Consider the following 24,765-nt stretch of genomic DNA (forward strand, 5'->3'; position numbering starts at 1 on the left):
AGTGGGTTTCACCCCAGCCGGGGTGAAACCCACTCACAGTCGCGAAGCGCTACTTGCCGTTCTCGGGCCTGATGGCCTCGAACACCTCGGTCGGTGCGTCGTTGGCGTACTGCTGCTGGGTGGGGGTCTGGTCCTCGCCCTGGCCGGTGCCGTGCTCGTAGGCCCACTCGGAGGCCTCGTAGTTCTCCTCCGCGGTCTCGACCACGTCGTAGTCCTGCTCGTTCGCGTACTCGCCGACGGCGACAGCGCCCGCCGCGCCCGCTGCACCTGCTGCGCCCGGCGAGACGTGGGCCGGCGTCGCCGGGGCCTTGCGCCGCACCAGGAACCGGCCGACCGCCACCGCGAGCATCGCGGGCAGGAAGACGAGCAGGACGGTGAAGGCGGCCCCGGAGGTGAGTTCGAAGAACAGGGTGTTGTCGCCGAGCGCGATGTCGGTGATCACACCGATCAGCCAGGTCACCGCACCTGCGAGCAGCCCCGCCACGGCGGCGGCCTTGAGCCACATCATGGTGAGGTCGGCGCCCGACTCCTCGTCCACCGCGGTGCGCGCGTCCCTGATGCCGTCGAGCCCGCCCCACAGCAGTGCCGCCAGCACCACCAACGCCAGCGAGAGCCACCGCAGCGACGAACCGTGCAGGGGCCACTGCGTGACCGCGAGTCCGAGCACCACCCTCGTCACGACATGCACCGACGCCATACCCAGACCACGAAGAAGCCACGAGTTCATGCCGACAGCGTAACGACCGCTGATCGGGAGCTGTGGGGTGTGTCACCAAATCGGCGGGATATCGGGTCAGACTTGCCGAACCTGCGTTGCGGCACCGGTGTCGTCGTTCTGTCGGTGGCCGCTGTCACACTGCAGAGATGGTGCGGCACACGACGTTCCGATACTGCCTCGACCCGACGGTCGAGCAGCAGGCGGTGCTGGCCAAGCATGCCGGGGCGGCGCGGTTCGCGTTCAACCAATCCCTGCGCGCGGTCAAGACCGCGCTCACCCGCCGCCGCACCGATCCCGATGTGGCGGTGCCGTGGTCGGGGTTCGACCTGATCAACGCGTTCAACACCTGGAAGAAGACCGCGGACGCGGGCCGCGTATTCGTCGTCGATGCCGAGGGGGTTGCGGAGATCCGGGTGACCGGGCTGGCGTGGCGGACCGAGGTATGTCAGCAGGTGTTCGAGGAGGCCGCGGTGGACTGCGGCCGCGCCCTCGCCGCCTGGTCGGCCTCCCGGACCGGGGCGAGGACGGGTCGGAAGGTCGGATTCCCGCGGTTCAAGAAGAAGTCCGGCGCGACACCGTCGTTTCGGCTGCGCAACAAGCAGCGGACGGGCGGCAGGCCGCCGATCCGGGTCGGTGACACGCGGCCCCGCTCGGTCACCCTCCCCGGTGTCGGGGCGGTGCGGGTGCACGACGATACCCGCCGATTGCGACGACTGTTGGGCAAGGGTCGCGGGAGGATCCTGTTCGCCACGGTCAGCTTCCGGGGCGGACGGTGGTGGGTCAGCCTGAATGTCGACGCCACCGACCTGCACCCAGCACAGCACCACCCACCGCGGCCCGAGAACGACGCTGGCGGCTGGGTCGGGATCGACCGCGGCCTGACGACGTTCCTCGTCGCGGCAACCGCCGACGGCCGCGAGGTAGCCCGCATCGACGATCCGCCGAAGGCCCTGGCCGCTGGGATGCGCCGTCAGCGGCGCCTCGCCAAAACCGTCTCCCGAAAGGAGAAAGGATCACACAACCGCACACGAGCGGCCGCCCGACTGGGGCGGCACCACAAGAAAGTTCGCGATATCCGCCGGCATTTCCTGAATGAGGTGTCGAACGCACTGGTCAAGACCCACGACCGGATCGCGCTCGAAGACCTGCATGTGACCGGGATGCTGGCCAATCACCGGCTGGCCCGCGCTATATCCGACGCCGCCTGGGCGGAGTTCGCCCGGATGCTGCGTTACAAACAGGCCTGGCGACACGGTGACATCGCCGTGGTCGACCGATGGTTCCCGTCGAGTAAAACCTGCTCGATCTGCGGCACCGTCAACGCGGGCCTGACGCTGTCGGATCGGGCGTTCGTCTGCGTGAACGGACACCGACTCGACCGCGATCACAATGCCGCGATCAACCTCGCTGCCTGGGCCGAGAACCATCACGGCAGTGATGCCGATGCCCAGGTCCGGGACCCCCAAGCAGGAGGCCCGGTCACCAACGCCCGCCGACAGGACGGCCCTGGCCCACACTCTGGTGTGGGTGAAACCAGCCTGGAAGACGCGGGAACCGACGCTCACCCCACCGCTGTGGCCTGAGCCGACGACGCCCGAGAAGGGCGGTGCCTCACAAGAACAAGTGAGGTCATGCTTTGCCGTAGGTTGAGCTCATGTCGACCGTCGATCACGGGTCCCGCCGGGCCGCGCTGCGCACTCTGCTCACCGACCGGGGCGTCGAGGCCCTCCTGGTGACGGATCTGCTCAACATCCGATACCTGACCGGGTTCACCGGGTCGAACGCAGCGCTGCTCGTCGACGCGCGTGACGAGCCGGGCGTCGAGTCACGGACCCTCATCTGCACCGACGGCAGGTACCTGATCCAGGTCGGCGAGCAGGTGCCGGACCTGGAGGCCGTGATCGACCGGGCCAGCGCCGCCGCCCTGATCGGCCGGTGCGCGGAGAGCGCAATCGCGCGACTCGGTTTCGAGAGTCACGTGGTGACCGTCGACGACCTCGCCGGCTGGCAGGAACTGGCGCCGTCGCTCGAGCTGATCCGGTCGCCACGGCTGGTCGAGCGGCTCCGCATGGTCAAGGACGAGCACGAGGTGGGCCTGCTGCGTCGCGCGTGCGCGGCCGCCGACCTGGCCCTGGCCGTCCTGCTCGAGCGCGGTGGGCTGCGACCGGGCCGGTCCGAACGCGAGGTCGGACGGGAACTGGAGTTCCTGATGCTCGAGCACGGCGCGGACGGCATCTCGTTCGAGACGATCGTCGCGGCGGGCGCGAACTCGGCGATCCCGCATCACCGGCCGACCGATGCCCGCCTCGCCTCCGGCGCCTTCGTCAAGCTCGACTTCGGGGCGACCGTCGAGGGGTACCACTCCGACATGACGAGGACGTTCGTGCTCGGGTCGGCGGTGGACTGGCAGCGCGAGGTGTACGAGCTCGTGGCGGCCGCGCAGGCGGCCGGCCGGGCGGCGCTGGCACCGGGTGTGGAGGTCGCCGCGGTGGACGCGGCGGCCCGCTCGGTGATCGAGGACGCGGGCTACGGCGAGCTGTTCCTGCACGGTCTCGGGCACGGCGTCGGCCTGGAGATCCACGAAGCACCGGGGATCGGCAAGCTCGGCACCGGTACACTGCTAGCCGGTGCTGCGGTGACGGTCGAGCCCGGTGTGTACTTCTCCGGTCGCGGAGGCGTCAGGATCGAGGACACGCTCGTCGTTCGCGAGCAGGAGCCCGAGCTCCTCACCCTCACCACCAAGGATCTCGTAATCGTCTGAAGGAGACGCGAAGTAAGTGGCTGACACCAGTGATTTCAAGAACGGGCTCGTGCTGAAGATCGAGGGCCAGCTCTGGCAGATCATCGAGTTCCAGCACGTGAAGCCGGGCAAGGGCCCCGCGTTCGTGCGGACCAAGCTCAAGAACGTGCTCTCCGGCAAGACCGTGGACAAGACCTTCAATGCGGGTGTCAAGGTGGAGACCGCCACGGTCGACCGTCGCGACATGACCTACCTCTACCACGACGGTAGCGACTACATCTTCATGGACGGCGAGACCTACGACCAGATCTCGATCAACGAGGCGACGGTCGGCGACGGCGCGCGCTTCCTGCTCGAGAACATGCAGGTCCAGGTCGCGACCCACGAGAATGCCCCGCTGTTCGTCGAGCTGCCGGTCACCGTCGAGCTCGTCGTCAAGCACACCGATCCCGGCCTGCAGGGCGACCGCTCCACAGGCGGCACCAAGCCCGCCACCCTCGAGACCGACGCCGAGGTGCAGGTCCCGCTGTTCATCAACACCGGCGACAAGCTCAAGATCGACTCCCGTGATGGCAACTACCTGGGCCGTGTGACTTCGTAGCGTGTCCGGTAGTCAGAAGAAGCTCGGGGCCAGGCACAAGGCCCGCAAGCGCGCAGTCGACTTCCTCTTCGAGGCCGAGGCGCGTGACGTCGACCCGGTCGACCTCGCCACCGAGCGGGCCGAGCTCGCGGGCAAGGACGACGCCGTCGCCCCGGTGAACCCGTACACGGTCACCCTGGTGACCGGCGTCGCGGAGAACCTCGACCGGCTGGACCAGGTCATCGCCGACCACCTGCAGGACTGGACGCTCGAACGGCTACCCGCGGTGGACCGCGCGGTCCTGCGGATCGCGGTCTGGGAGCTCTTCCACGCCACCGACGTGCCGCCCGTGGTGGCGGTCGACGAGGCCGTCGAGCTGGCCAAGGAGCTGTCGACCGACGACTCGCCGGGATTCATCAACGGCGTGCTCGGTCAGGTGGTGCTCGTCGCGCCGCAGGTGCGGGCCGCGGCGGCCGCGACCTCGCAGCGTGCGGAGGCCACACCCGAGCCGGGTGCCGAGGCCTGACCCGGCGCCGAAGGACACGCGAACGCCGCGGACCGATCACGGTCCGCGGCGTTTGTCGTCGGGGAGTGGAGGCCGGGTCAACGGGGTCCGATTGTGGCTCAGCACACCCCGAACCGCGTCGGGTCCCGGGTCGCGGCGCTGATAGGCTGGCGGGCGTCAGACATCCTTTAACGATCCGTCCAGAGAGGCGGAGAAGGAGGTCCAGCTTGCTCACGCCCGAGCCATCCTCCGCCGATTCGTCGGCTCAGGATCACCCTGTCACCAGGGAGCTGCTCTCTTCTGCCGACGTTGGTCGGACCATCGCGCGGATCGCGCACCAGATCATCGAGAAGACCGCGCTCGACGCCGAGACCGATCCGCCCCGAGTGGTGTTGATCGGTATCCCGACGCGCGGCACCACCCTCGCCAACAGGCTGGCGAACAAGATCGAGGAGTTCTCGGGTGTCCGCCCCCCGACCGGCTCGCTCGACATCACCCTTTACCGCGACGATCTGCGGACCAAGCCGCACCGGCCCCTCGAGCGCACCTCGGTGCCCGAGGGCGGGGTGGACCAGGCGCTCGTCGTCCTCGTCGACGACGTCCTGTTCTCCGGGCGGACCGTGCGCTCGGCGCTGGACGCGCTCCGCGACCTGGGCAGGCCGAAGGCCGTGCAGCTCGCGGTGCTGGTCGACCGTGGTCACCGGGAGCTCCCGTTGCGCGCCGACTTCGTCGGGAAGAACGTGCCGACCGCGCGCACCGAGGACGTGAAGGTGCAGTTGGTCGAGCACGACGGGGTCGACAGCGTCACGCTGAGCGGTGGGGCCAAGGCCGCACCGCACGACGACGCGAACAAGGCGAGCGGGGAGCCGAATCTGTGAAGCACCTACTGTCGGTCTCCGACCTGACCCTCGAGAGCGCGACGGGGCTGCTCGACGAGGCCGAACGGTTCGAGCAGGCCCTGCTCGGGCGCGAGGTCCGCAAGCTCCCGACGCTGCGGGGACGCACCGTGATGACGGTGTTCTTCGAGAACTCGACCAGGACCAGGGTGTCCTTCGAGGTCGCGGGCAAGTGGATGAGCGCCGACGTGATCAACGTCAGCGCCAGCAGCTCGTCGGTGTCGAAGGGTGAATCGCTGCGCGACACCGCGATGACCCTGCGGGCCGCAGGCGCCGACGCGCTGATCGTGCGGCACCCGGCCTCCGGCGCCGCGCACCGGATCGCGGAATGGACCACGCAGGGCGACGAAGGCCCGGCCGTGATCAATGCGGGCGACGGCACGCACGAGCACCCCACCCAGGCACTCCTGGACGCGTTGACCCTGCGGCAGCGGCTCGGTTCCATCGCCGGCAAGCGGATCGCGATCGTCGGGGACATCCTGCACAGCCGGGTGGCCAGGTCGAACGCCTTCCTGCTCTCGACGTTGGGTGCGGAGGTGGTGCTCGTCGCGCCGCCCACCCTGCTGCCGGTGGGCGTGTCGAGCTGGCCGGTGACCGTGTCGCATTCGTTGGACGCGGAGCTGCCGGGCGTCGACGCCGTGCTGATGCTGCGGGTGCAGGCCGAGCGCATGAACGGTGGGTTCTTCCCGTCGCCGCGCGAGTACTCGATCACCTACGGGCTGTCCGAGAAGCGGCTCGGCATGCTCGCCGATCATGCCGTCGTGCTGCACCCTGGCCCGATGCTGCGCGGCATGGAGATCGCATCGGCGGTCGCGGATTCACCGAAAGCTGCAGTGCTGCAGCAGGTTACGAACGGAGTTCACATTCGCATGGCGGTCCTGTTCGGGTTGTTGGTCGGTACCGAGGAAGGTGCAGCGCTGTGAGCAGTGACAACTCCCGAGGCTTCGCCCGCGGCGATGTGCTGATCCGCGGGGCGCGGATCTACGGCGAGGGCGAGCCGCAGGACGTGCTGATCTCGGCCGGAGAGATCCGCGAGATCGGAGCCGGACTGGACGTGCCCGCAGGCGCCGAGGTCATCGAGGCGGCCGGTCAGGTGCTGCTGCCCGGTTTCGTCGACATGCACACCCACCTGCGCGAGCCCGGTCGCGAGGACACCGAGACCATCGAGTCCGGCTCGGCGGCGGCGGCGCTGGGCGGCTACACCGCGGTGTTCGCGATGGCCAACACCAGCCCGGTCGCCGACTCCGTCGTGATCACCGACCACGTGTGGCGCAGGGGGCAGGAGGTCGGCCTGGTCGACGTGCACCCGGTCGGCGCGGTCACCGTGGGGCTGGAGGGCAAGCAGCTCGCCGAGATGGCCACCATGGCGGCGGGCGTCGGCAAGGTGAAGATGTTCTCCGACGACGGTCACTGCGTGTACGACCCGCTCATCATGCGCCGGGCGCTCGAGTACTCGAGCGCGCTCGGAGTCCTGATCGCCCAGCACGCCGAGGAGCCGCGGCTGACCGTCGGCGCCGTCGCCCACGAGGGCCCGACCGCCGCCCGGCTCGGGCTGGCCGGCTGGCCCCGTGCCGCGGAGGAGTCCATCGTCGCCCGCGACGCGCTGCTGGCCCGAGACGCAGGCGCGCGCGTGCACATCTGCCACGCCTCCACCGCAGGCACCGTCGAGCTGATGAAGTGGGCGCGCGGGCAGGGCATCTCGATCACCGCCGAGGTCACCCCGCACCACCTGCTGCTCGACGATTCGCGGCTGGAGACCTACGACGCGGTGAACCGGGTGAACCCGCCGCTGCGCGAGCCCAGCGACATCGCCGCGCTGCGGCAGGGGTTGGCCGACGGCGTCATCGACTGCGTCGCCACCGACCACGCCCCGCACGCCGAGCAGGACAAGTGCTGCGAGTTCTCGGCCGCGAGGCCAGGCATGCTCGGGCTGGAGACGGCGCTGGCGATCGTCGCGCAGACGATGGTCGAGACCGGCCTGCTGGACTGGCGCGGCGTTGCCCGGGTGATGAGCGAGCGGCCCGCGGAGATCGTCGGGCTGAGCGATCAGGGCCGGCCGATCGCGGTCGGCGAGCCCGCCACGCTGGCACTGGTCGACCCGGCCCGCGAATGGACGGTGCGGGCACCCGAGCTGGCATCGATCGCCCAGAACAGCCCGTTCGACGCGATGACGTTCGGCGCCAAGGTGACCAACACCCTGCTGCGCGGCCGGATCACCGTCCGGGACGGGCAGGTGCGGGCATGAGCACGGACCGGATCCTGCTGACGCTCGGCTTCTTCCTGTTCTGGGCGCTGATGGTGGCGCTGATGTACCGGGGCTGGAAGAAGCGGGCCGGCCGTCAGGCGGACGTGATCGGGGACCTGCCCGCGGTGCCCGCCGACCTGGGCGCGCTGCTGATCCCCCCGAGCAGCGGCCTGTACGTGGGGAGCACCCTCGCGCCCAGCTGGCAGGACCGGATCGCGGTCGGCGACATCGGCTTCCGCGCGACGGGCGACCTCAGCAGGCACGAGAAGGGTGTGCTGCTCGAACGCGACGGCGCATCGGCGATCTGGATCCCGCAGGCATCGATCCGGGCGATCCGGACCGAGCGGGGGCTCGCGGGCAAGGTCATGAGCAAGGACGGGGTCCTGGTGATCCGGTGGGAGCTGCCCACCGGAACGGAGATCGACACCGGATTCCGTGGAGACGACAAGAGTGTGTACCCGGCATGGGTGAACGGAGAGAACGCGTGAGCGACAGCATTGAATCGGCCAGCGGCACAGGACCCGCGGCCCTGGTCCTCGAGGACGGCCGGATCTTCCGCGGCATCAGCTTCGGTGCGGTCGGCCAGACCCTCGGCGAGGCGGTGTTCAGCACCGGCATGACCGGCTACCAGGAGACGCTCACCGATCCGAGCTACCACCGCCAGATCGTGGTCTCCACCGCCCCGCAGATCGGTAACACCGGCTGGAACGATGAGGACGGCGAGGCGCTGAGCGCAGGCCGCCAGGCCTCCGGCGACTCGAACAAGATCTGGGTGGCCGGCTATGTGGTCCGCGATCCCGCGCGCCGCACCTCGAGCTGGCGCGCCACCGGGTCGTTGCAGGACGAGCTCGTCCGCCAGGGCATCGTCGGCATCTCGGGCATCGACACCCGGGCCCTGGTCCGGCACCTGCGCACCCGCGGTTCCATGCGGGCGGGCGTCTTCTCGGGGGCGGCGCTCACCGACGACGCCACGATGCTGCAGGCCGTGAAGGACCAGCCGTCCATGCTGGGTGCCGATCTCGCGGGCGAGGTCAGCACCGACAGCGGCTACATCATCGAGCCGGTCGGTGGCGAGGCCCGGTTCACGGTCGCGGCCATCGACCTGGGCATCAAGACCAACACCCCACGGATGTTCGCCCAGCGCGGCATCCGGGTGCACGTGCTGCCCTCGAACGCGAGCCTCGAGCAGATCCTCGACCTCGGCGCGGACGGGGTGTTCCTGTCCAACGGTCCCGGGGACCCGGCGACCGCCGACGGCGCGGTGCACCTGACCAAGGAGGTGCTCGGCCAGGGACTGCCGCTGTTCGGCATCTGCTTCGGCAACCAGATCCTCGGCCGCGCGCTCGGCCTGAGCACCTACAAGATGAAGTTCGGCCACCGGGGCATCAACATCCCGGTGATCGAGCACGGCACCGGGCGGATCGCCATCACCGCGCAGAACCACGGGTTCGCGCTCGAGGGCGAGGCCGGCCAGGAGTTCGACACCCCGTTCGGCCGCGCCGTGATCAGTCACACCTGCGCCAACGACGGCGCCGTCGAGGGCGTCCGCCTGCTCGACGACTCGGCCTTCTCGGTGCAGTACCACCCCGAGGCCGCGGCGGGTCCGCACGATGCCGCCTACCTGTTCGACCGCTTCACCAGCCTGCTCGAGGGAGTCAAGAAGTAATGCCACGTCGCACAGATCTCAAGCACATCCTGGTGATCGGTTCCGGACCGATCGTCATCGGCCAGGCCTGCGAGTTCGACTACTCGGGCACCCAGGCGTGTCGCGTGCTGCGCGAGGAGGGCCTGCGCGTGTCGCTGGTCAACTCCAACCCGGCCACGATCATGACCGACCCGGAGTTCGCCGACGCCACCTACGTCGAGCCGATCACCGCCGAGTTCGTCGAGAAGGTCATCGCCCGCGAGGCCGAGCAGGGCCACAAGATCGACGCGGTGCTCGCCACCCTCGGCGGCCAGACCGCGCTGAACACCGCGGTCGCGCTGCACGAGCAGGGCATCCTCGAGAAGTACGACGTCGAGCTGATCGGCGCCGACTTCGACGCCATCCAGCGCGGCGAGGACCGGCAGAAGTTCAAGGACATCGTCGCCAAGGTCGGCGGCGAGTCCGCGCGCTCGCGTGTCTGCTTCTCGATGGAGGAGGTGCACGACACCGTCGCCGAGCTCGGCTACCCGGTCGTCGTGCGGCCCTCGTTCACCATGGGCGGTCTCGGCTCCGGCATGGCGTACGACGTGGACGACCTCACCCGCATCGCGGGCGGCGGCCTGGCCGCCTCGCCCACCGCGAACGTCCTGATCGAGGAATCCATCCTCGGCTGGAAGGAGTACGAGCTCGAGCTGATGCGCGACGGCCGCGACAACGTGGTCATCGTCTGCTCGATCGAGAACGTCGACCCGGTCGGTGTGCACACCGGCGACTCGGTGACCGTGGCCCCGGCCATGACGCTCACCGACCGCGAGTACCAGAAGATGCGCGACCTCTCCATCGACATCCTGCGTGAGGTCGGCGTCGACACCGGCGGCTGCAACATCCAGTTCGCGATGGACCCGACCGACGGCCGCCTGGTGGTCATCGAGATGAACCCGCGCGTCTCGCGCTCGTCGGCGCTGGCGTCGAAGGCGACCGGCTACCCGATCGCGAAGATGGCCGCGAAGCTGGCGATCGGCTACACCCTCGACGAGATCGTCAACGACATCACGAAGGAGACGCCTGCCTGCTTCGAGCCGACGCTCGACTACGTGGTCGTCAAGGCTCCGCGGTTCGCGTTCGAGAAGTTCCCGGGTGCCGACGGCACGCTGACCACGACCATGAAGTCGGTCGGCGAGGCCATGTCCATCGGCCGCAACTTCACCGAGGCGTTCGGCAAGGTCATGCGCTCGCTCGAGACCAAGCGGGCCGGCTACTGGACGGGCCCCGACGTCGAGGCCGGCGGGGCGAGCGGAGCGACGGGGGATGTCACTGCCCTGGACGCACTGCTGCAGGATCTTTCCGTCCCGCAGGACGGGCGGATGTACGGCATCGAGAAGGCGTTCGCGCTCGGCGCGACCGTCGAGCAGCTGTTCGAGGCCACCAAGATCGACCCGTGGTTCCTCGACCAGTTCCAGCAGATCCACGAGCTGGGGGAGCAGATCCGCGCGGCCGAGGTGCTCGACGAGGCGATGCTGCGCCAGGCCAAGTACCACGGCCTGTCCGACCGGCAGATCGCGGCGCTGCGGCCGGGGCTCGGCGGGGACAGCCAGGAGGGCGAGGACGCGGTCCGCACACTGCGCGACGCGCTGAAGGTGCACCCGGTCTACAAGACGGTCGACACCTGCGCGGCCGAGTTCGAGGCCAAGACCCCGTACCACTACTCGACGTACGAGCTCGACCCCGAGGCGGAGTCCGAGGTCGCGCCGCAGACCGAGCGGCCCAAGGTGCTGATCCTGGGTTCGGGCCCGAACCGCATCGGGCAGGGCATCGAGTTCGACTACTCCTGCGTGCACGCGGCCCTGACGCTGTCCGAGGCCGGGTACGAGACCGTCATGGTCAACTGCAACCCGGAGACGGTCTCCACCGACTACGACACCGCGGACCGGCTGTACTTCGAGCCGCTGACCTTCGAGGACGTGTTCGAGGTCTACCGCGCCGAGTCGGCATCGGGCACGGTCGCGGGCGTGATCGTCCAGCTCGGCGGCCAGACCCCGCTCGGCCTGGCGAGGCGGCTCAAGGCCGCGGGGGTGCCGATCGTCGGCACCAGTCCCGAGGCCATCGATCTCGCGGAGGACCGGGGCGAGTTCGGCCGCGTGCTCACCGAGGCGGGCCTGCCCGCGCCGAAGTTCGGCACCGCCACCACCTTCGACGGTGCCCGCGAGATCGCGGGCGGCATCGGCTACCCGGTGCTGGTGCGCCCCTCGTACGTGCTCGGTGGACGCGGCATGGAGATCGTTTACGACGAGAAGTCGCTGCAGGACTACATCTCTCGCGCCACCGAGATCTCCGACGACCGCCCGGTGCTGGTGGACCGGTTCCTGGAGGACGCGGTCGAGATCGACGTCGACGCGCTGTGCGACGGCACCGAGGTGTACCTCGGCGGCGTGATGGAGCACATCGAGGAGGCCGGCATCCACTCCGGCGACTCGGCCTGCGCGCTGCCGCCGATCACGCTCGGCAAGGCCGATCTCGAGAACGTCCGACGCTCCACCGAGGCGCTCGCCAAGGGCATCGGGGTCAAGGGGCTGCTGAACGTGCAGTACGCGCTCAAGGACGACATCCTGTACGTCCTCGAGGCGAACCCGCGCGCCAGTCGCACGGTGCCGTTCGTGTCCAAGGCGACCGCCGTCCAGTTGGCGAAGGCCTGCGCCCGGGTGATGCTCGGCGAGTCCATCGCGGACCTGCGGGCGAGCGGGGTCCTGCCTGCCGAGGGGGACGGCGGCAACACCCCGGCGGGCGCGCCGATCGCGGTCAAGGAGGCGGTGCTCCCGTTCAACCGCTTCCGCAGGGCGGACGGCACCGGCGTCGACACCCTGCTGAGCCCGGAGATGAAGTCCACCGGCGAGGTGATGGGGATCGACGCTGACTTCGGTACCGCGTTCGCCAAGAGCCAGACCGCCGCGTACGGCTCGCTGCCCACCAGCGGCGCGGTGTTCGTCTCGGTCGCGAACAAGGACAAGCGGTCGCTGATCTTCCCCGTGAAGCGGCTCGCCGACCTGGGCTTCAGGATCCTGGCCACCGAGGGAACCGCGGACGTGCTGCGGCGCAACGGCATCACCTGCGAGCAGGTGAACAAGCAGTCCGGCGAGGATCTGCCCGAGGGGGCGCGCACGATCGTCGACCAGATCAAGGCGGGGGAGGTGGACATGGTGATCAACACCCCGTACGGCAACTCGGGTCCCCGCGTGGACGGCTACGAGATCCGCAGCGCGGCGGTGTCGGTGAACATCCCGTGCATCACCACCGTCCAGGGCGCCTCCGCTGCCGTGCAGGGCATCGAGGCCGGCATCCGGGGCGACATCGGGGTGCGCTCCCTGCAGGACCTGCACGCGGCACTGCGCGAGCCGGGTCAGTCGTGAGCCAGCACAGCTGGGGCAGCCGGCTCCGGTCCGCGATCGCGGACCGGGGCCGGCTGTGCGTGGGCATCGACCCGCACCCGTCGCTGCTGCGGGCGTGGGGGCTCCCAGAGACCGCTGGGGGCGTCGAGACCTTCGCGGAGATATGCGTGGAGGCCTTCGTCGGCGACGTGGCGCTGGTGAAGCCTCAGGTGGCCTTCTTCGAGGCGTACGGTGCGGCCGGGTACGCGGTGCTCGAGCGGACCATCTCGGTGGTGCGCGCGGCGGGCACCCTGGTCATCGCCGATGCCAAGCGCGGCGACATCGGTTCGACCATGGCGGCGTACTCGCAGGCCTGGCTGGGCAAGGATGCCCCGCTGGCGTCCGACGCGGTGACGGTCTCGCCCTATCTCGGGTTCGGCGCGCTCGAGCCGGCCGTCGAGCTGGCGACCGAGCACGGCCGCGGGTTGTTCGTGCTCGCCCGTACCTCGAATCCGGAGGGTGGGCAGTTGCAGGGCGCTCGGTTGCTGGGTGATCGGTTGTTGGGTGATGAGCTCGACGCTGCCGACCTGTCGGATGTTTCTGCTGGTGAGGGTGTGTCGGTGGCGCAGTCGATCGTTGACGCGGCCGTCGCGCAGAACCGGGACGGCCGGGACACGGTGGGCCTGGTGGTCGGCGCGACACGCGGACACGGATTGGATTTATCGGAATTTTCCGGGCCGATTCTCGCGCCCGGGCTGGGTGCTCAGGGCGCCACCGTGGCCGATCTGGCGGAGATTTTCTGCGATTCGCGAGAGTTGTTGCTGCCCAACACTTCTCGTGACATTCTTCGGCACGGACCGTCGGTTTCCGCGCTTCGCGAGGCCGCGGAGCGGGCCCGGGACGAGGTCGAGAAGGGGCTCGCATAACCCACCGGAATTGCGCGCTGACCTGGGGGGTGGGTTCGCAATCGGCGCTCGGCGTGAGTACGGTCGCTATCGCTGCTGGTTAACCGGTGGCAGAAGACTATTTGCACACGACGAGACGGAGGAACCGTGGCCCTTCCCCAGTTGACTGATGAGCAGCGCGCCGCTGCTTTGGAGAAGGCGGCTGCAGCCCGTAAGGCCAGGGCTGAGCTCAAGGAGCGCCTCAAGCGCGGCGGCACCGACCTGAAGCAGGTCCTCAAGGACGCCGAAGAGAACGAGATCCTCGGCAAGATGAAGGTGTCCGCACTGCTCGAGGCCCTGCCCAAGGTGGGCAAGGTCAAGGCGCAGGAAATCATGACCGAGCTGGAGATCGCTCCGACCCGTCGCCTGCGTGGCCTCGGCGATCGGCAGCGCAAGGCTCTGCTCACCAGGTTCGATTTCGACGCTGAGTAGGAATCTGGTGGCTGACACACACAACGTGTCAGACAACAGCAAGACCACCCCGGCTTCGGACAGCGGGGACAGCACAGCGCAGAGGGGCCGGCTGGTTGTACTGGCCGGCCCCTCGGCCGTGGGTAAGTCGAGCGTGGTCCGCAAACTGCACGAGCGACTTCCCGACCTGGTCTTCAGCGTGTCTGCCACGACGAGAGACCCGCGCCCAGGCGAAATCGACGGCAAGGACTATCAGTTCGTCACCGCCGCCGAGTTCGACCGGATGATCGGCGCGGGCGAACTGCTCGAATGGGCGGAGATCCACGGCGGGCTGCAGCGGTCGGGCACCCCCGCCGCACCCGTGATCGCGGCCCTCGAGGCCGGACACCCCGTCCTGGTGGAGGTCGATCTGGCCGGCGCCCGCGCCGTCCGGGCGGCCATGCCAGAGGCGATTCTGGCCTTCCTGGCGCCGCCGAGCTGGGAGGAACTGGTGTCCCGGCTGACCGGTCGCGGCACCGAGTCGGAGGACGTCGTCGCCCGTCGGCTGGAGACCGCGAAGATCGAATTGGCTGCCAAGGACGAGTTCGACACGGTCATCGTGAACGTGGATGTCGACCGTGCGTGCGACGAGTTGGTATCCTTGTTGGTTGGAACGCCGCGATAGCCGGCGTTCATTCAGGATTCTAGGTAGAAACCAGTACCGATCTCGACTAGCAGCACCTTTGCACGAACCTGCAGTTCTCAGAAGTAGTTGCAGTTGAAACACAAGCGCCGACCACCACAGGAGATTCGCCAGTGAGCGCAACTCAAGCAGCCTTGTCCGACGCCGAGCGCCACGGCGTCCCGGCGTACGACACCCCGTTGGGCATCACCAACCCGCCGATCGACGAGCTGCTCGCCCGCACCTCCTCGAAGTACGCGCTGGTGATCTACTCGGCCAAGCGTGCCCGCCAGATCAACGACTACTACAACCAGCTCGGCGACGGCATCCTCGAGTACGTCGGCCCGCTGGTCGAGCCGGGCCTCCAGGAGAAGCCGCTCTCCATCGCGCTGCGCGAGATCCACTCCGACATGCTCGAGCACACCGAAGGCGAGTGACCGAGTGCCGGGTCGCCCCGCAGACTCCGCTCCAGTGACCCCTGAGGGCGAGTTCAACTCTGATTCCGCCGATCGACCCCGACGCATCGTCGTCGGGGTCGGCGGCGGAATCGCCGCATACAAGGCCTGTTCGATCATCCGCAGCTTCACCGAGAGCGGACACCAGGTGCGGGTGATCCCGACCGACTCGGCACTCGAGTTCGTCGGCCGCGCGACCTTCGAGGCACTGTCGGGCAATCCGGTGCAGACCGGCGTGTTCGCCGACGTCCCACAGGTGCCCCACGTGCGGCTCGGTCAGGAGGCCGACCTGGTGGTGATCGCGCCCGCGACGGCCGACCTGATGGCCAGGGCCGCGCACGGTCGCGCCGACGACCTGCTCACCGCGACACTGCTCACGGCGCGCTGTCCCGTGGTGTTCGCCCCCGCGATGCACACCGAGATGTGGGAGCACCCCGCGACCGTCGCGAACGTGGCCACCCTGCGCGACCGCGGAGCCTGTGTGATCGAGCCCGCGTCGGGGCGGCTGACCGGCAAGGACACCGGCGCGGGCCGGCTGCCCGACCCGGACGAGATCGTCGGCCTGGCGACGCTGCTGCTGGAGCGGCCCGACGCGCTGCGGCGCGACCTCGTCGGTCGCAAGATCCTGGTCTCGGCCGGCGGGACCCGCGAACCCCTCGATCCGGTCCGGTTCCTGGGTAACCGCAGTTCGGGTAAGCAGGGCTATGCCATCGCCCGGCTCGCCGCGCAGCGGGGCGCCGAGGTGACCCTGATCGCCGGCTATACCGCGGACCTGGCCGATCCGGCCGCGCTCGACGTGATCCGGATCCGCACGGCGAGCGAGCTGAAGGAGGCCGTGGACAAGGCGGCCGTGACCGCGGAGGCGGTCGTGATGGCCGCCGCCGTCGCGGACTTCCGGCCGTCGACGGTCGCGGACAGCAAGATCAAGAAGGGCGCGGACGAGCCCGACACGATCCCGCTGACCCGCAACGAGGACATCCTGGCCGGTCTCGTCCAGGCGCGACGCGACGGTGAGTTGCCGAACACGTCCGTCATCGTCGGCTTCGCGGCCGAGACCGGAGACGCGCACGGCGACGTGCTCACCCACGCTCGATCGAAGCTCGCCCGCAAGGGCTGCGACCTGCTCGTGGTCAATGCGGTCGGGGAGGGCAAGGCGTTCGAGGTCGACCACAACGACGGTTGGCTGCTCGGTGCCGACGGCTCCGAGGTCGCGCTCGAATACGGGTCCAAGGCGTTGATGGCGAGCCGAGTGCTCGACGCGCTGGTGTCCCTGCTCGACAGCGGTGGGGGCGCGCACGCGCAGACCGGTTCGGCCTCGTAGTCTGAAGGTCAGGGGGAACACTCCCGCTGGTTTCGTTTTTCTGCTGATTTCAATGGTTCATATCCGTCGTACCCCGCATTAGGGTCTGTGGGGCAATACCAACGCTGTGGCGAGAGGGAGTTCTGTGAGCAAGTCCGGTAGCCGGCTATTCACCAGTGAGTCCGTGACCGAGGGACACCCGGACAAGATCTGTGATGCGATCAGCGACTCCATCCTCGACGCCCTGCTGGAGCAGGATCCGCGCAGCCGCGTCGCCGTCGAGACGTTGGTGACCACCGGCCAGGTGCACGTGGCGGGCGAGGTCACCACCACGGCCTACGCGGACATCCCCAAGATCGTCCGCGACAAGGTCCTCGAGATCGGCTACGACTCGTCGGCCAAGGGCTTCGACGGCAACTCCTGCGGCGTGAACATCGCGATCGGTGCGCAGTCCCCGGAGATCGCGCAGGGCGTCGACCATTCCCACGAAGCCAGGGTCGACGGCGTCACCGACGACGAGATCGACCGTCAGGGCGCCGGCGACCAGGGGCTGATGTTCGGGTACGCCTGCACCGACACCCCCGAGCTGATGCCGCTGCCGATCGCCCTCGCGCACCGGCTCTCGCGCCGGCTGACGGAGGTCCGCAAGACCGGTGTGCTGCCGTACCTGCGCCCGGACGGCAAGACCCAGGTCACCATCGAGTACGACGGCGACCGTGCCGTGCGCCTCGACACCGTGGTCATCTCCACCCAGCACGCCGCCGACATCGACCTCGACAACCTGCTCACCCCGGACATCCGCGAGAAGGTGCTCGGTTCGGTGCTCGCCGAGCTCGGCGTTGCCACCCTCGACACCTCGGACGTCCGGCTGCTGGTCAACCCGACCGGCAAGTTCGTCCTCGGCGGTCCGATGGGCGATGCCGGCCTGACCGGCCGCAAGATCATCGTCGACACCTACGGTGGCATGGCCCGCCACGGCGGCGGCGCCTTCTCCGGCAAGGATCCGTCGAAGGTCGACCGGTCCGCCGCGTACGCCATGCGATGGGTGGCCAAGAACGCCATCGCCGCCGGCCTCGCCGAGCGCATCGAGGTCCAGGTGGCGTACGCCATCGGCAAGGCGGCCCCCGTCGGCCTGTTCGTGGAGACCTTCGGCACCGAGCGGACCGATCCGGCGCTGATCCAGAAGGCGATCACCGAGGTCTTCGATCTGCGCCCCGGCGCGATCATCCGGGACCTCGACCTGCTGCGCCCGATCTACGCGCCGACCGCGGCGTACGGGCATTTCGGCCGCACCGACATCGACCTCCCCTGGGAGCGCACGGACCGGGCCGAGAAGCTGCGCGCGGCCGCCGGACTCTAGATGGAATCAGCTCCGAGCCGCTCACCGAAATCGGTGGGCGGCTCGTGCTGTCGGTGCGGGATGGTCGGCTCGTGCCGGTGACCGCCGAACGGGACCCGGCGGAGTTCCTGCCCGTCGCCAGGGTGATCCCGATGCTGCCGCTCGCGCACCTGGACCGGGAGTTCGACTACCGGGTACCGCGTGAGCTGGACGAGCTGGCACAACCGGGAGTGCGGGTGCGCGTGCGATTCGCCGGGCGGCTGGTCGACGGTTTCCTGGTCGAACGCGTCGAGTCGAGCGAACACCCCGGCAAGCTGGGCTGGTTGGACAAGGTGGTCAGCGGTGAGCGCGTGCTGACCCCGGAGATCGCGACGCTGGTGGAGGCGGTAGCGCAGCGGTATGCCGGCACGCGGGCAGACGTTCTGCGGCTCGCAGTGCCACCCCGGCACGCGCGGGTCGAGGCGGAGCCGTGCGGCGAGCGGGCGCCCGCCCCGGATCCGTCCGGTTGCGAGGCGTGGTCGAGCTACGTCCACGGTGAGGCCTTCGTGGCCGCGGTGCGGGCGGGTCGCGGTCCACGTGCGGTCTGGCAGGCGTTGCCGGGGGAGGACTGGCCGGCCCGGCTGGCCGAGCTGGCGGCCGTGGTCGTCGCTCGCGCTCAGGCCGCGGTCCTGGTGGTGCCCGACCAGAAGGACCTTGATCGGGTCGCGGCGGCGTGCGTCGACCTGGTCGGTGACGAACTGGTGGTTCCGTTGGCAGCGGGCCTCGGTCCCGCGATGCGGTACCGCCGCTGGCTCGCGGCCCTGCGGGGCACCGCCCGGATCGTCGTCGGCACCCGCAGCTCGGTCTTCGCGCCGGTGCCGGACCTCGGCCTGGTCGCGGTCTGGGACGACGGCGACGACAGCCACTCCGAGCCGCGCTCGCCCTACCCGCACGCCCGCGAGGTGGCGTTGCTGCGGGCACACGCGAGCGGGTGCGCGCTGGTGCTCGGAGGCCACGCCCGGACCGCGGAGGCGCAGGCGCTGGTGAACTCGGGTTGGGCACACGACCTGGTGGCCGACCGTGCCGTGGTGCGCGCGCGGGCTCCCCAGGTCACCGCGCTGGCGGACAGCGACCACGCGCTCGCCCGGGATCCGGGGGCCAGGGCCGCGCGGCTGCCTGCGATCGCGTTCGCCGCCGCGAGGGAGGCGCTCGCCGCGGGGGCGGGCGTCCTGGTGCAGGTACCGCGGCGCGGCTATGTCCCGTCCCTGGCCTGCGGCAAGTGCCGCGCACCCGCCCGGTGCCGTCGGTGCAACGGCCCGATGTCGCTGGCGTCGGCAGTGGGCCCGGACGGTGCCGGCACGCCGACGTGCCGGTGGTGCGGGGTCGCCGACGCCACCCATCGGTGCAATGCGTGCGGAGCTCGGTCGCTGCGGGCGGTGGTCGTCGGGGCCGGCCGGACCGCGGAGGAGTTGGGACGGGCATTCCCCGGGGTGCCGGTCCGTACCTCGGGCGGCAGCGAGACGTTGGCGGCCGTGAAACCCGGTGCCGCGCTGGTGGTGTCGACCGTCGGTGCCGAGCCCGTCATGCCGGGCGGCTACGGTGCCGCGCTGCTGCTCGACGGTTGGGCGTTGCTGGGGCGGGCGGACCTGCGGGCCGAGGAGGAGACGTTGCGACGCTGGATGACGGCCGGTTCGCTCGTCCGCCCCGCAGGCGAGGGCGGCCGGGTCGTGGTGGTCGCGGACTCGACCCTTCCGACGGTCCAGTCCCTGGTTCGCTGGGACCCGGTGGGTGCGGCCCAGGCCCAGCTCGACGAGCGGTCCGAGGTCCGGTTCCCGCCGACCGTGCACATGGCCGCGGTCGACGGTTCGCGCGAGGCGATCGAGGCGTTGCTGGAGAACGCGCAACTGCCCGACGTGGTGGAACAGCTCGGTCCGGTGCCGCTGCCGCCGGGCGAACGGTTGCCGTTCGCGGGTGACGGCCCGGAACCGGCCGAGGTCGAGCGGATGCTGCTGCGGGTGCCGCGGGGGAGCGGCGGCGCCCTGGCGAAGGCGTTGTCCGAGGCGCAGGCCGTGCGCGGCGCCCGGCGCGAATCGGGGTCGGTCCGCGTGCAGGTCGACCCCGTCCGGATCGGCTGAGAATCGAGCATGATGTCGAACCCACCGCACCCGAGCACCTCGTGTCACCCGTTGCCCATCGTGGAAGAGCAGTACTCGATAGGTTGTCAAACCAGATCAACAGAACATCGAGTTCTTCGGAGAGAGCGAGCTGCACAGATGTCGAGTTTTCCGGGCCTTGCCCACATCGCGATCACGGTCTCTGATCTGTCCGCCAGTACCGCTTGGTACAGCGCATTGTTCGGGGCGGCGCCAGTGCTCGACGAGGACGAGGAGTCGGGAACCTTCCATCACACCGTGTTCGCACTCGACGGCGGAATGCTGTTCGGCCTGCACACCCACAGCACCAGCGGCGCTCCCAGCACATTCGATGAACGGCAGGTCGGTCTCGACCACATCGCGTTCCAGTGTTCCTCCGACACCCTGCCCCAGTGGCGCGATCGGCTCGACAGCCTGGGGATAGAGCACGGCGGGATCAAGTCGGCACACTACGGATCCGGTATCTCCTTCCGGGATCCGGACAACATCGCTCTCGAGTTCTTCGCGCCGCCGGCGTAGATACTCGCGGTCGCACCGCCACTACCGTCGGCCCGGACCGGCGGTTGTGTACCGCACCGGCTGGGCGTTCACTGGAAGTGGATGCACATGATCCACCACACGCCCCGGGAGGCTCGTCATGAAGCGGGCAGCGCCATCGACAAGTTGGAGTACCTACGACGTGCTGCCCCATGAGGGAGGCGACGCGGCGCACGGCTGGGAGGTGCACGAGCACGGTGCGCGTGAGCGCACGTACTTCGGTACCGAGCGGGAGGCGATCGCCGCCGCCCGTGAACTGGCGCACGCACATCACCCGGCGAAAGTGGTGCTGCACGGGCGAGACGGTTTCGCGTACCGCGAATTCGACTGCTAGCTAACGCATTTAACCCTCCCGAGTCGGTGGCGAGGAAGGATCGCGACCCCGCGAAATGTCTCCATGTGCGGGCCTGGGCGGTCCGCGGTCGTCGTCCGCTTGCCGTGTCCATCCGGAGTGTGATTGCCGGCACCCTTGCTATCGACTGTTTGTCGATATATCGTCGAATACGATATTGACGAACAGTCCGAGGAGGCTGACATGGAAGACATTCAACGAGGGCACGGGCGCGTCAGGCGCCGGCCCGGACGAGAGGGGCGGGACCGTCGTCGCGACGGATTCGGTCCCGGGTTCGGTCCCGGGTTCGGTCCCGGACAGGGCTTCGGGCCCGGTCACGGTCCCGGCGGTCAGCGACTCGGCCGCGGGCGGGGGCGTGGTGGACGCGGACGGCGCGGTGACGTGCGAGCCGCGGTGCTGCTGCTGCTCGCCGAGGGCCCGATGCACGGCTACGAACTGATCCAGCGGATCGTCGAGCGCAGCGACGGCGTCTGGCGGCCCAGCCCGGGCTCCATCTATCCCGCGCTCGCGCAGCTCGAGGACGAGGGCCTGGTGCTGATCGAGAAGGTGGCCGGCCGCAAGACCGCGCGCCTGACCGAGTCGGGCGTCGCGTACGTGGAGGAGAACAGGGCCGACCTGGGCAATCCGTGGGACGAGGTCAGCGCGGGCGTCGGCCAGGAGGCGCAGGACCTGCGCGCGCTGATCGGACAGCTGATGGGTGCGGCAGGCCAGGTCGCCGCGGTCGGGACCTCCGACCAGATCCGCAAGGCAGGCGAGGTGCTTGTCGAAAGCCGGCGCGCGCTGTACCGGATTCTGGCCGACGATCCGACTCCGACGTCCACCCCGGAGCCGGCCCCGGAACGGGCCGAGCCCGAACCGCACGAGTGATCGGCAACCGAATCCCCACCGGACCGTGCTGAAATCGTGACCTCCAGGTGGTCCCGTAGCCGCCGCCCCCGTGTGCATGATGTGGGTCGTGAACAGGATCGATTCGGGACCGTCCGGGGTAGGGGCGGGGCGGAGGATCGTCGCGACGGTCTCGCTGGCCCTCGCCGCATCAGTGCTCCCGCTCTCGTCGGCGCATGCCGAATCCGGCTCGTCGCAGGGTGGCGGGTCGATCTCCGAGGTCCCCGAGAATTCCGGACCGGCGCAGTCGACCCACGCCGCCGCGGCCGCATACGCGCGCACGCATCCCGGCACGGCGCCGCCCGGATCGAACGACTTCTCCTGCAGGCCGTCCGCGGCGCATCCGCGCCCGGTGATCCTCGCCCACGGCACCGATGCCAGCGCCTATTCGGACTGGTCCGCGCTCTCACCCGCACTCGAGTCCGCGGGCTACTGCGTGTTCGCCCTGAACTACGGGGGCAGGCCGGGCGGCGACTCGTTCGGGACCGAGGACATGCGGATCAGCGGGGAGCAGACCGCGGACTTCGTTCAGCGGGTCCGGTCCGCTACCGGTGCCGAGAAGGTCGACCTGGTCGGGTTCTCGCAGGGTGCGACGGTGACCAGGTACTTCGTCAACCGGCTCGGCGGTGCCGCGGTGGTCGACAGGTGGGTCGGGGTGGCCTCGCCCTCGTACGGCGGGGTGTTCTACGGACTGGCGCCGGTCGTCGACGGGATCCCCGGCGGGGCGGGGGCCATCGAGGCGGTGCTCGGGCAGGCGGTCGGCCAGCAGATTCAGGGATCGCCGTTCCTGGATGCCCTGAACCGGCCCTCGGACACCGTCCCGGGCGTGAGTTACACCACCATCGGGACCCGCTATGACGAGATGATCCAGCCCTCGTCGAATGTCGCACTGCGAGGCCCGGGCGCGACGAACATCGAGATCCAGGAGCTGTGCCCGGAGGATCGGACCGGGCACATGAACATGGTCTACGACCCGTTCACCATCGGTCTCGTGCTCCGGGCCCTCGACGCCGGTGCCCCGGAACCGCGCTGTGCGCCCGTCGCGCTCGGGACCGGGATGCCGGAGATGATGCTCGAGAGCAACTTCGGCGGGGGCAGCAGCGACGGCAGCTGACGCGGTCCTCGCATCGCGGCGGCTCAGCCGGCCGGCAACACCTCGGCCATCACGCGGAGCGTGTTGCCGCCCATGATCGCCCTGATCTCGTCGTCGGTGCGGCCGCGGTCGCGCAGTTCCTGGGTGATGACGGCGATCTCGCTGGTGTCCCACGCGACCGTCGTCGCACCGTCGTAGTCGCTCCCGAGCGCCGCCGTCTCCAGGCCGCCGACCGCGATGACGTGCTCGATCGCATCGACCACCGCGGCGGGGGTCAGCTCGCAGACCGCGGCGTCCCAGTAGCCGATGCCGACCACGCCGCCGGTCGCCGCCACGCCCCGGATCTCGTCGTCGGTCAGGTTGCGGTTGACGTCGCACGTCGCCTGGACGCCGCCGTGGCTCGCGACCACGGGCCGGGTCGCCCGCGCGAGCATCTCCTCGATGGCCGGGTGGCTGGCGTGGGCGATGTCGACGATCACGCCGCGTCGTTCCATCTCCGCGAACACCGTCTTCCCGAGATCGGTCAGGCCGCCCTTGGCCTCACCGTGCATGGATCCGGACGTCTCGTTGTCGAAGAAGTGGGTGAACCCCGCCATCCGCATGCCGGCGTCGTAGAGCTTGTCGAAGTTCTCGGCCTTGCCCTCGAGGTTCTGCAGGCCCTCGACGGAGAACAGTGCGCCCGTCACGTTCTGTCCGGCACCTCGGTCCTCCAGCAGTGTCGCCAAGTCGCCTCGCGTCCGGACGTATCGCAGCTGACCGTCCGAGTCCTCGGCCGCGTTCTCGAGCTTCTCCGCGTGGTAGAGCGACCTCTCCAGGAGCGATCCCCAGGTGCGCGGCGGCTGAAGCTGGGTAATCGTCAGGAGCTCGATGTTGTCGGTCTCGTCGGAGTTGGCATCGTAGTTCTGGCCCTTCGGCGACTTCGACACGGACGAGAACACCTGCACGGCGACGTTGCCGTCCTGCAGGCGGGGCAGGTCCATGTGCCCGCGGCCCGATCGCTTCAAGATGTCGCGGTCCCACATCAGGGTGTCCGAGTGCATGTCGGCGATCTGCAGACTGTCGTGCAGGGCCTGCGTCTGAGCGGTCACCTCCGGTAGATCGGCGGCCACGACCTTGTTCATGCTTCGTTCGACCGCGCCGGGCGCGATCGTGAAGAATCCGACGAGTGCCACCACGATCAGGACCAGGGAACCGATGAGGACGCGACGCGGCCACTTGCGCTTCGGGGACGACATGCCGCGAATCCTAAGGTGTGCGAACCAGATTTGATCGAGTGTTGTGGGATCTCGCGCGGAGGCCGCCGCACGGGAGTACCCAGTCCCGTCCTTCCGGGCGATGCGGCTGTCGTGGGGAGCCCGTCGGCTTCCCTAGACTGTTCGTGACGTCGGACCCGACATGACGCAACCCGTGGGAGCAACTTCGTGAGTATTCAGCCCGTTCGCCTGTTCGGCGATCCCGTTCTGCGAACACGCGCGGACGAGGTGGTCGACTTCGACCGGGAGTTGCACAAGTTGGTCGAGGACCTGACCGACACCATGCACGACCGCGGCGGCGCCGGGATCGCAGCGCCGCAGATCGGCGTGGGTCTGCGCGTGTTCGCCTACCACTGTGGCGGGATGTCCGGACACCTGGTGAACCCGACCTACGAGGTACTCGGATCGGGGCAGCAGGTCGGCCCGGAGGGCTGCCTGTCGATTCCCGGCGTGCGCGCGGACTGCACGCGCGCGCTGACCGTGCGGGCGAGTGGCTTCACCATGCACGGCGAGCCGGTGGACTTCGAGTGCGAGGGAATCATGGCGCGCTGCGTGCAGCACGAGACCGATCACCTCGACGGGATCCTGTTCCTGACCCGCCTCGCGCCCGAGGACCGCAAGGACGCGATGCGGGTGATCCGCGAATCGGACTGGTTCCGCGCGGGCATCAACGTCTCGACGGAGTCCCCGGCTCCGGCGGGGGGACGCTGAC

The 24,765-nt window shown here is 69.4% G+C and carries 24 protein-coding genes; 22 read left to right on the top strand and 2 right to left on the bottom strand.

Features of this window, described 5'->3' with window-relative positions; translation table 11 throughout:
- Positions 1 to 49 precede the first annotated feature (49 nt).
- Entirely contained in the window at positions 50 to 727 is a 678-nt protein-coding gene (locus tag ACFQS9_RS20485; RefSeq protein WP_378408016.1) for a B-4DMT family transporter, read from the bottom strand.
- Between the two features lie 137 nt (positions 728 to 864).
- On the opposite strand from ACFQS9_RS20485, the gene ACFQS9_RS20490 reads away from it, so the two are divergent.
- From ACFQS9_RS20490 to ACFQS9_RS20590, 21 genes are all read left to right on the top strand, one after another.
- Positions 865 to 2,301, top strand: coding sequence for an RNA-guided endonuclease InsQ/TnpB family protein (locus ACFQS9_RS20490; RefSeq protein ID WP_378408018.1), 1,437 nt, complete (start codon positions 865 to 867; stop codon positions 2,299 to 2,301).
- 71 nt (positions 2,302 to 2,372) lie between these two features.
- A complete protein-coding gene (locus ACFQS9_RS20495) occupies positions 2,373 to 3,479 on the top strand; it encodes a M24 family metallopeptidase (protein ID WP_378408020.1) in 1,107 nt (368 codons plus the stop codon).
- Positions 3,480 to 3,495: 16 nt separating this feature from the next.
- On the top strand, positions 3,496 to 4,059 hold the full coding sequence (gene efp / locus ACFQS9_RS20500; protein WP_378408022.1) for an elongation factor P: 564 nt from the start codon (positions 3,496 to 3,498) through the stop codon (positions 4,057 to 4,059).
- 1 nt (position 4,060) lies between these two features.
- Positions 4,061 to 4,564, top strand: coding sequence for a transcription antitermination factor NusB (nusB, locus tag ACFQS9_RS20505; protein ID WP_378408024.1), 504 nt, complete (start codon positions 4,061 to 4,063; stop codon positions 4,562 to 4,564).
- Positions 4,565 to 4,770: 206 nt separating this feature from the next.
- Entirely contained in the window at positions 4,771 to 5,421 is a 651-nt protein-coding gene (pyrR, locus tag ACFQS9_RS20510) for a bifunctional pyr operon transcriptional regulator/uracil phosphoribosyltransferase PyrR (RefSeq protein ID WP_378408026.1), read from the top strand.
- Positions 5,418 to 6,362, top strand: coding sequence for an aspartate carbamoyltransferase catalytic subunit (locus ACFQS9_RS20515; RefSeq protein WP_378408028.1), 945 nt, complete (start codon positions 5,418 to 5,420; stop codon positions 6,360 to 6,362). Before pyrR ends, ACFQS9_RS20515 begins: the two co-directional genes overlap by 4 nt.
- Positions 6,359 to 7,684, top strand: a complete 1,326-nt coding sequence (locus tag ACFQS9_RS20520; RefSeq protein ID WP_378408030.1) for a dihydroorotase — start codon at positions 6,359 to 6,361, stop codon at positions 7,682 to 7,684. The genes ACFQS9_RS20515 and ACFQS9_RS20520 overlap by 4 nt, the downstream gene beginning before the upstream one ends.
- Positions 7,681 to 8,172: a PH-like domain-containing protein gene (locus ACFQS9_RS20525; RefSeq protein WP_378408032.1), complete on the top strand. Its 492-nt coding sequence runs from the start codon at positions 7,681 to 7,683 to the stop codon at positions 8,170 to 8,172. Before ACFQS9_RS20520 ends, ACFQS9_RS20525 begins: the two co-directional genes overlap by 4 nt.
- Entirely contained in the window at positions 8,169 to 9,350 is a 1,182-nt protein-coding gene (carA, locus tag ACFQS9_RS20530) for a glutamine-hydrolyzing carbamoyl-phosphate synthase small subunit (protein WP_378408034.1), read from the top strand. The genes ACFQS9_RS20525 and carA overlap by 4 nt, the downstream gene beginning before the upstream one ends.
- Positions 9,350 to 12,733, top strand: coding sequence for a carbamoyl-phosphate synthase large subunit (gene carB, locus ACFQS9_RS20535; protein ID WP_378408036.1), 3,384 nt, complete (start codon positions 9,350 to 9,352; stop codon positions 12,731 to 12,733). The genes carA and carB overlap by 1 nt, the downstream gene beginning before the upstream one ends.
- Positions 12,730 to 13,617 (top strand): orotidine-5'-phosphate decarboxylase, encoded by an 888-nt coding sequence (gene pyrF, locus ACFQS9_RS20540; RefSeq protein WP_378408038.1) that lies wholly within the window; start codon positions 12,730 to 12,732, stop codon positions 13,615 to 13,617. The genes carB and pyrF overlap by 4 nt, the downstream gene beginning before the upstream one ends.
- A 126-nt stretch (positions 13,618 to 13,743) precedes the next feature.
- Positions 13,744 to 14,067: an integration host factor, actinobacterial type gene (gene mihF / locus ACFQS9_RS20545; RefSeq protein ID WP_027499670.1), complete on the top strand. Its 324-nt coding sequence runs from the start codon at positions 13,744 to 13,746 to the stop codon at positions 14,065 to 14,067.
- Between the two features lie 91 nt (positions 14,068 to 14,158).
- Complete coding sequence (gene gmk / locus ACFQS9_RS20550) at positions 14,159 to 14,710, top strand: guanylate kinase (RefSeq protein ID WP_378408315.1); 552 nt, start codon at positions 14,159 to 14,161, stop codon at positions 14,708 to 14,710.
- Positions 14,711 to 14,841: 131 nt separating this feature from the next.
- The gene (gene rpoZ, locus ACFQS9_RS20555; protein ID WP_378408041.1) at positions 14,842 to 15,144 is read left to right on the top strand and encodes a DNA-directed RNA polymerase subunit omega; all 303 of its coding nucleotides are present in this window, start codon (positions 14,842 to 14,844) and stop codon (positions 15,142 to 15,144) included.
- Positions 15,145 to 15,178: 34 nt separating this feature from the next.
- Entirely contained in the window at positions 15,179 to 16,483 is a 1,305-nt protein-coding gene (gene coaBC / locus ACFQS9_RS20560; protein ID WP_378408043.1) for a bifunctional phosphopantothenoylcysteine decarboxylase/phosphopantothenate--cysteine ligase CoaBC, read from the top strand.
- A gap of 124 nt (positions 16,484 to 16,607) precedes the next feature.
- Positions 16,608 to 17,822, top strand: coding sequence for a methionine adenosyltransferase (gene metK / locus ACFQS9_RS20565; RefSeq protein WP_378408045.1), 1,215 nt, complete (start codon positions 16,608 to 16,610; stop codon positions 17,820 to 17,822).
- Between the two features lie 131 nt (positions 17,823 to 17,953).
- Positions 17,954 to 19,915, top strand: coding sequence for a primosomal protein N' (locus tag ACFQS9_RS20570; protein WP_378408317.1), 1,962 nt, complete (start codon positions 17,954 to 17,956; stop codon positions 19,913 to 19,915).
- A gap of 138 nt (positions 19,916 to 20,053) precedes the next feature.
- Positions 20,054 to 20,452 (top strand): VOC family protein, encoded by a 399-nt coding sequence (locus ACFQS9_RS20575; RefSeq protein WP_378408047.1) that lies wholly within the window; start codon positions 20,054 to 20,056, stop codon positions 20,450 to 20,452.
- A gap of 118 nt (positions 20,453 to 20,570) precedes the next feature.
- Entirely contained in the window at positions 20,571 to 20,804 is a 234-nt protein-coding gene (locus tag ACFQS9_RS20580) for a DUF2188 domain-containing protein (RefSeq protein ID WP_378408049.1), read from the top strand.
- A 201-nt stretch (positions 20,805 to 21,005) separates the two neighbouring features.
- On the top strand, positions 21,006 to 21,689 hold the full coding sequence (locus ACFQS9_RS20585) for a PadR family transcriptional regulator (RefSeq protein ID WP_378408051.1): 684 nt from the start codon (positions 21,006 to 21,008) through the stop codon (positions 21,687 to 21,689).
- Positions 21,690 to 21,825: 136 nt separating this feature from the next.
- A complete protein-coding gene (locus ACFQS9_RS20590) occupies positions 21,826 to 22,821 on the top strand; it encodes an esterase/lipase family protein (RefSeq protein ID WP_378408319.1) in 996 nt (331 codons plus the stop codon).
- Between the two features lie 23 nt (positions 22,822 to 22,844).
- Here the strand turns inward: ACFQS9_RS20590 and ACFQS9_RS20595 are convergent, their stop codons facing one another.
- Positions 22,845 to 24,035, bottom strand: coding sequence for a dipeptidase (locus ACFQS9_RS20595; protein ID WP_378408053.1), 1,191 nt, complete (start codon positions 24,033 to 24,035; stop codon positions 22,845 to 22,847).
- Positions 24,036 to 24,221: 186 nt separating this feature from the next.
- On the opposite strand from ACFQS9_RS20595, the gene def reads away from it, so the two are divergent.
- Complete coding sequence (gene def, locus ACFQS9_RS20600) at positions 24,222 to 24,764, top strand: peptide deformylase (protein ID WP_378408055.1); 543 nt, start codon at positions 24,222 to 24,224, stop codon at positions 24,762 to 24,764.
- The last annotated feature ends 1 nt before the right edge of the window (position 24,765 follow it).

It is taken from the genome of Rhodococcus daqingensis (assembly GCF_042665615.1).
Taxonomy (GTDB): domain Bacteria; phylum Actinomycetota; class Actinomycetes; order Mycobacteriales; family Mycobacteriaceae; genus Rhodococcus_G; species Rhodococcus_G daqingensis.

Bases quoted from the DNA above. Each gene is read 5' to 3' on its own strand.
- ACFQS9_RS20490 (WP_378408018.1), top strand. From the start codon at position 865: ATGGTGCGGCACACGACGTTCCGATACTGCCTCGACCCGACGGTCGAG.
- ACFQS9_RS20570 (WP_378408317.1), top strand. From the start codon at position 17,954: ATGCTGCCGCTCGCGCACCTGGACCGGGAGTTCGACTACCGGGTACCG.
- ACFQS9_RS20585 (WP_378408051.1), top strand. From the start codon at position 21,006: ATGGAAGACATTCAACGAGGGCACGGGCGCGTCAGGCGCCGGCCCGGA.
- carB (WP_378408036.1), top strand. From the start codon at position 9,350: ATGCCACGTCGCACAGATCTCAAGCACATCCTGGTGATCGGTTCCGGA.
- ACFQS9_RS20580 (WP_378408049.1), top strand. From the start codon at position 20,571: ATGAAGCGGGCAGCGCCATCGACAAGTTGGAGTACCTACGACGTGCTG.
- ACFQS9_RS20495 (WP_378408020.1), top strand. From the start codon at position 2,373: ATGTCGACCGTCGATCACGGGTCCCGCCGGGCCGCGCTGCGCACTCTG.
- ACFQS9_RS20595 (WP_378408053.1), bottom strand. From the start codon at position 24,035: ATGTCGTCCCCGAAGCGCAAGTGGCCGCGTCGCGTCCTCATCGGTTCC.
- ACFQS9_RS20575 (WP_378408047.1), top strand. From the start codon at position 20,054: ATGTCGAGTTTTCCGGGCCTTGCCCACATCGCGATCACGGTCTCTGAT.
- ACFQS9_RS20485 (WP_378408016.1), bottom strand. From the start codon at position 727: ATGAACTCGTGGCTTCTTCGTGGTCTGGGTATGGCGTCGGTGCATGTC.
- ACFQS9_RS20525 (WP_378408032.1), top strand. From the start codon at position 7,681: ATGAGCACGGACCGGATCCTGCTGACGCTCGGCTTCTTCCTGTTCTGG.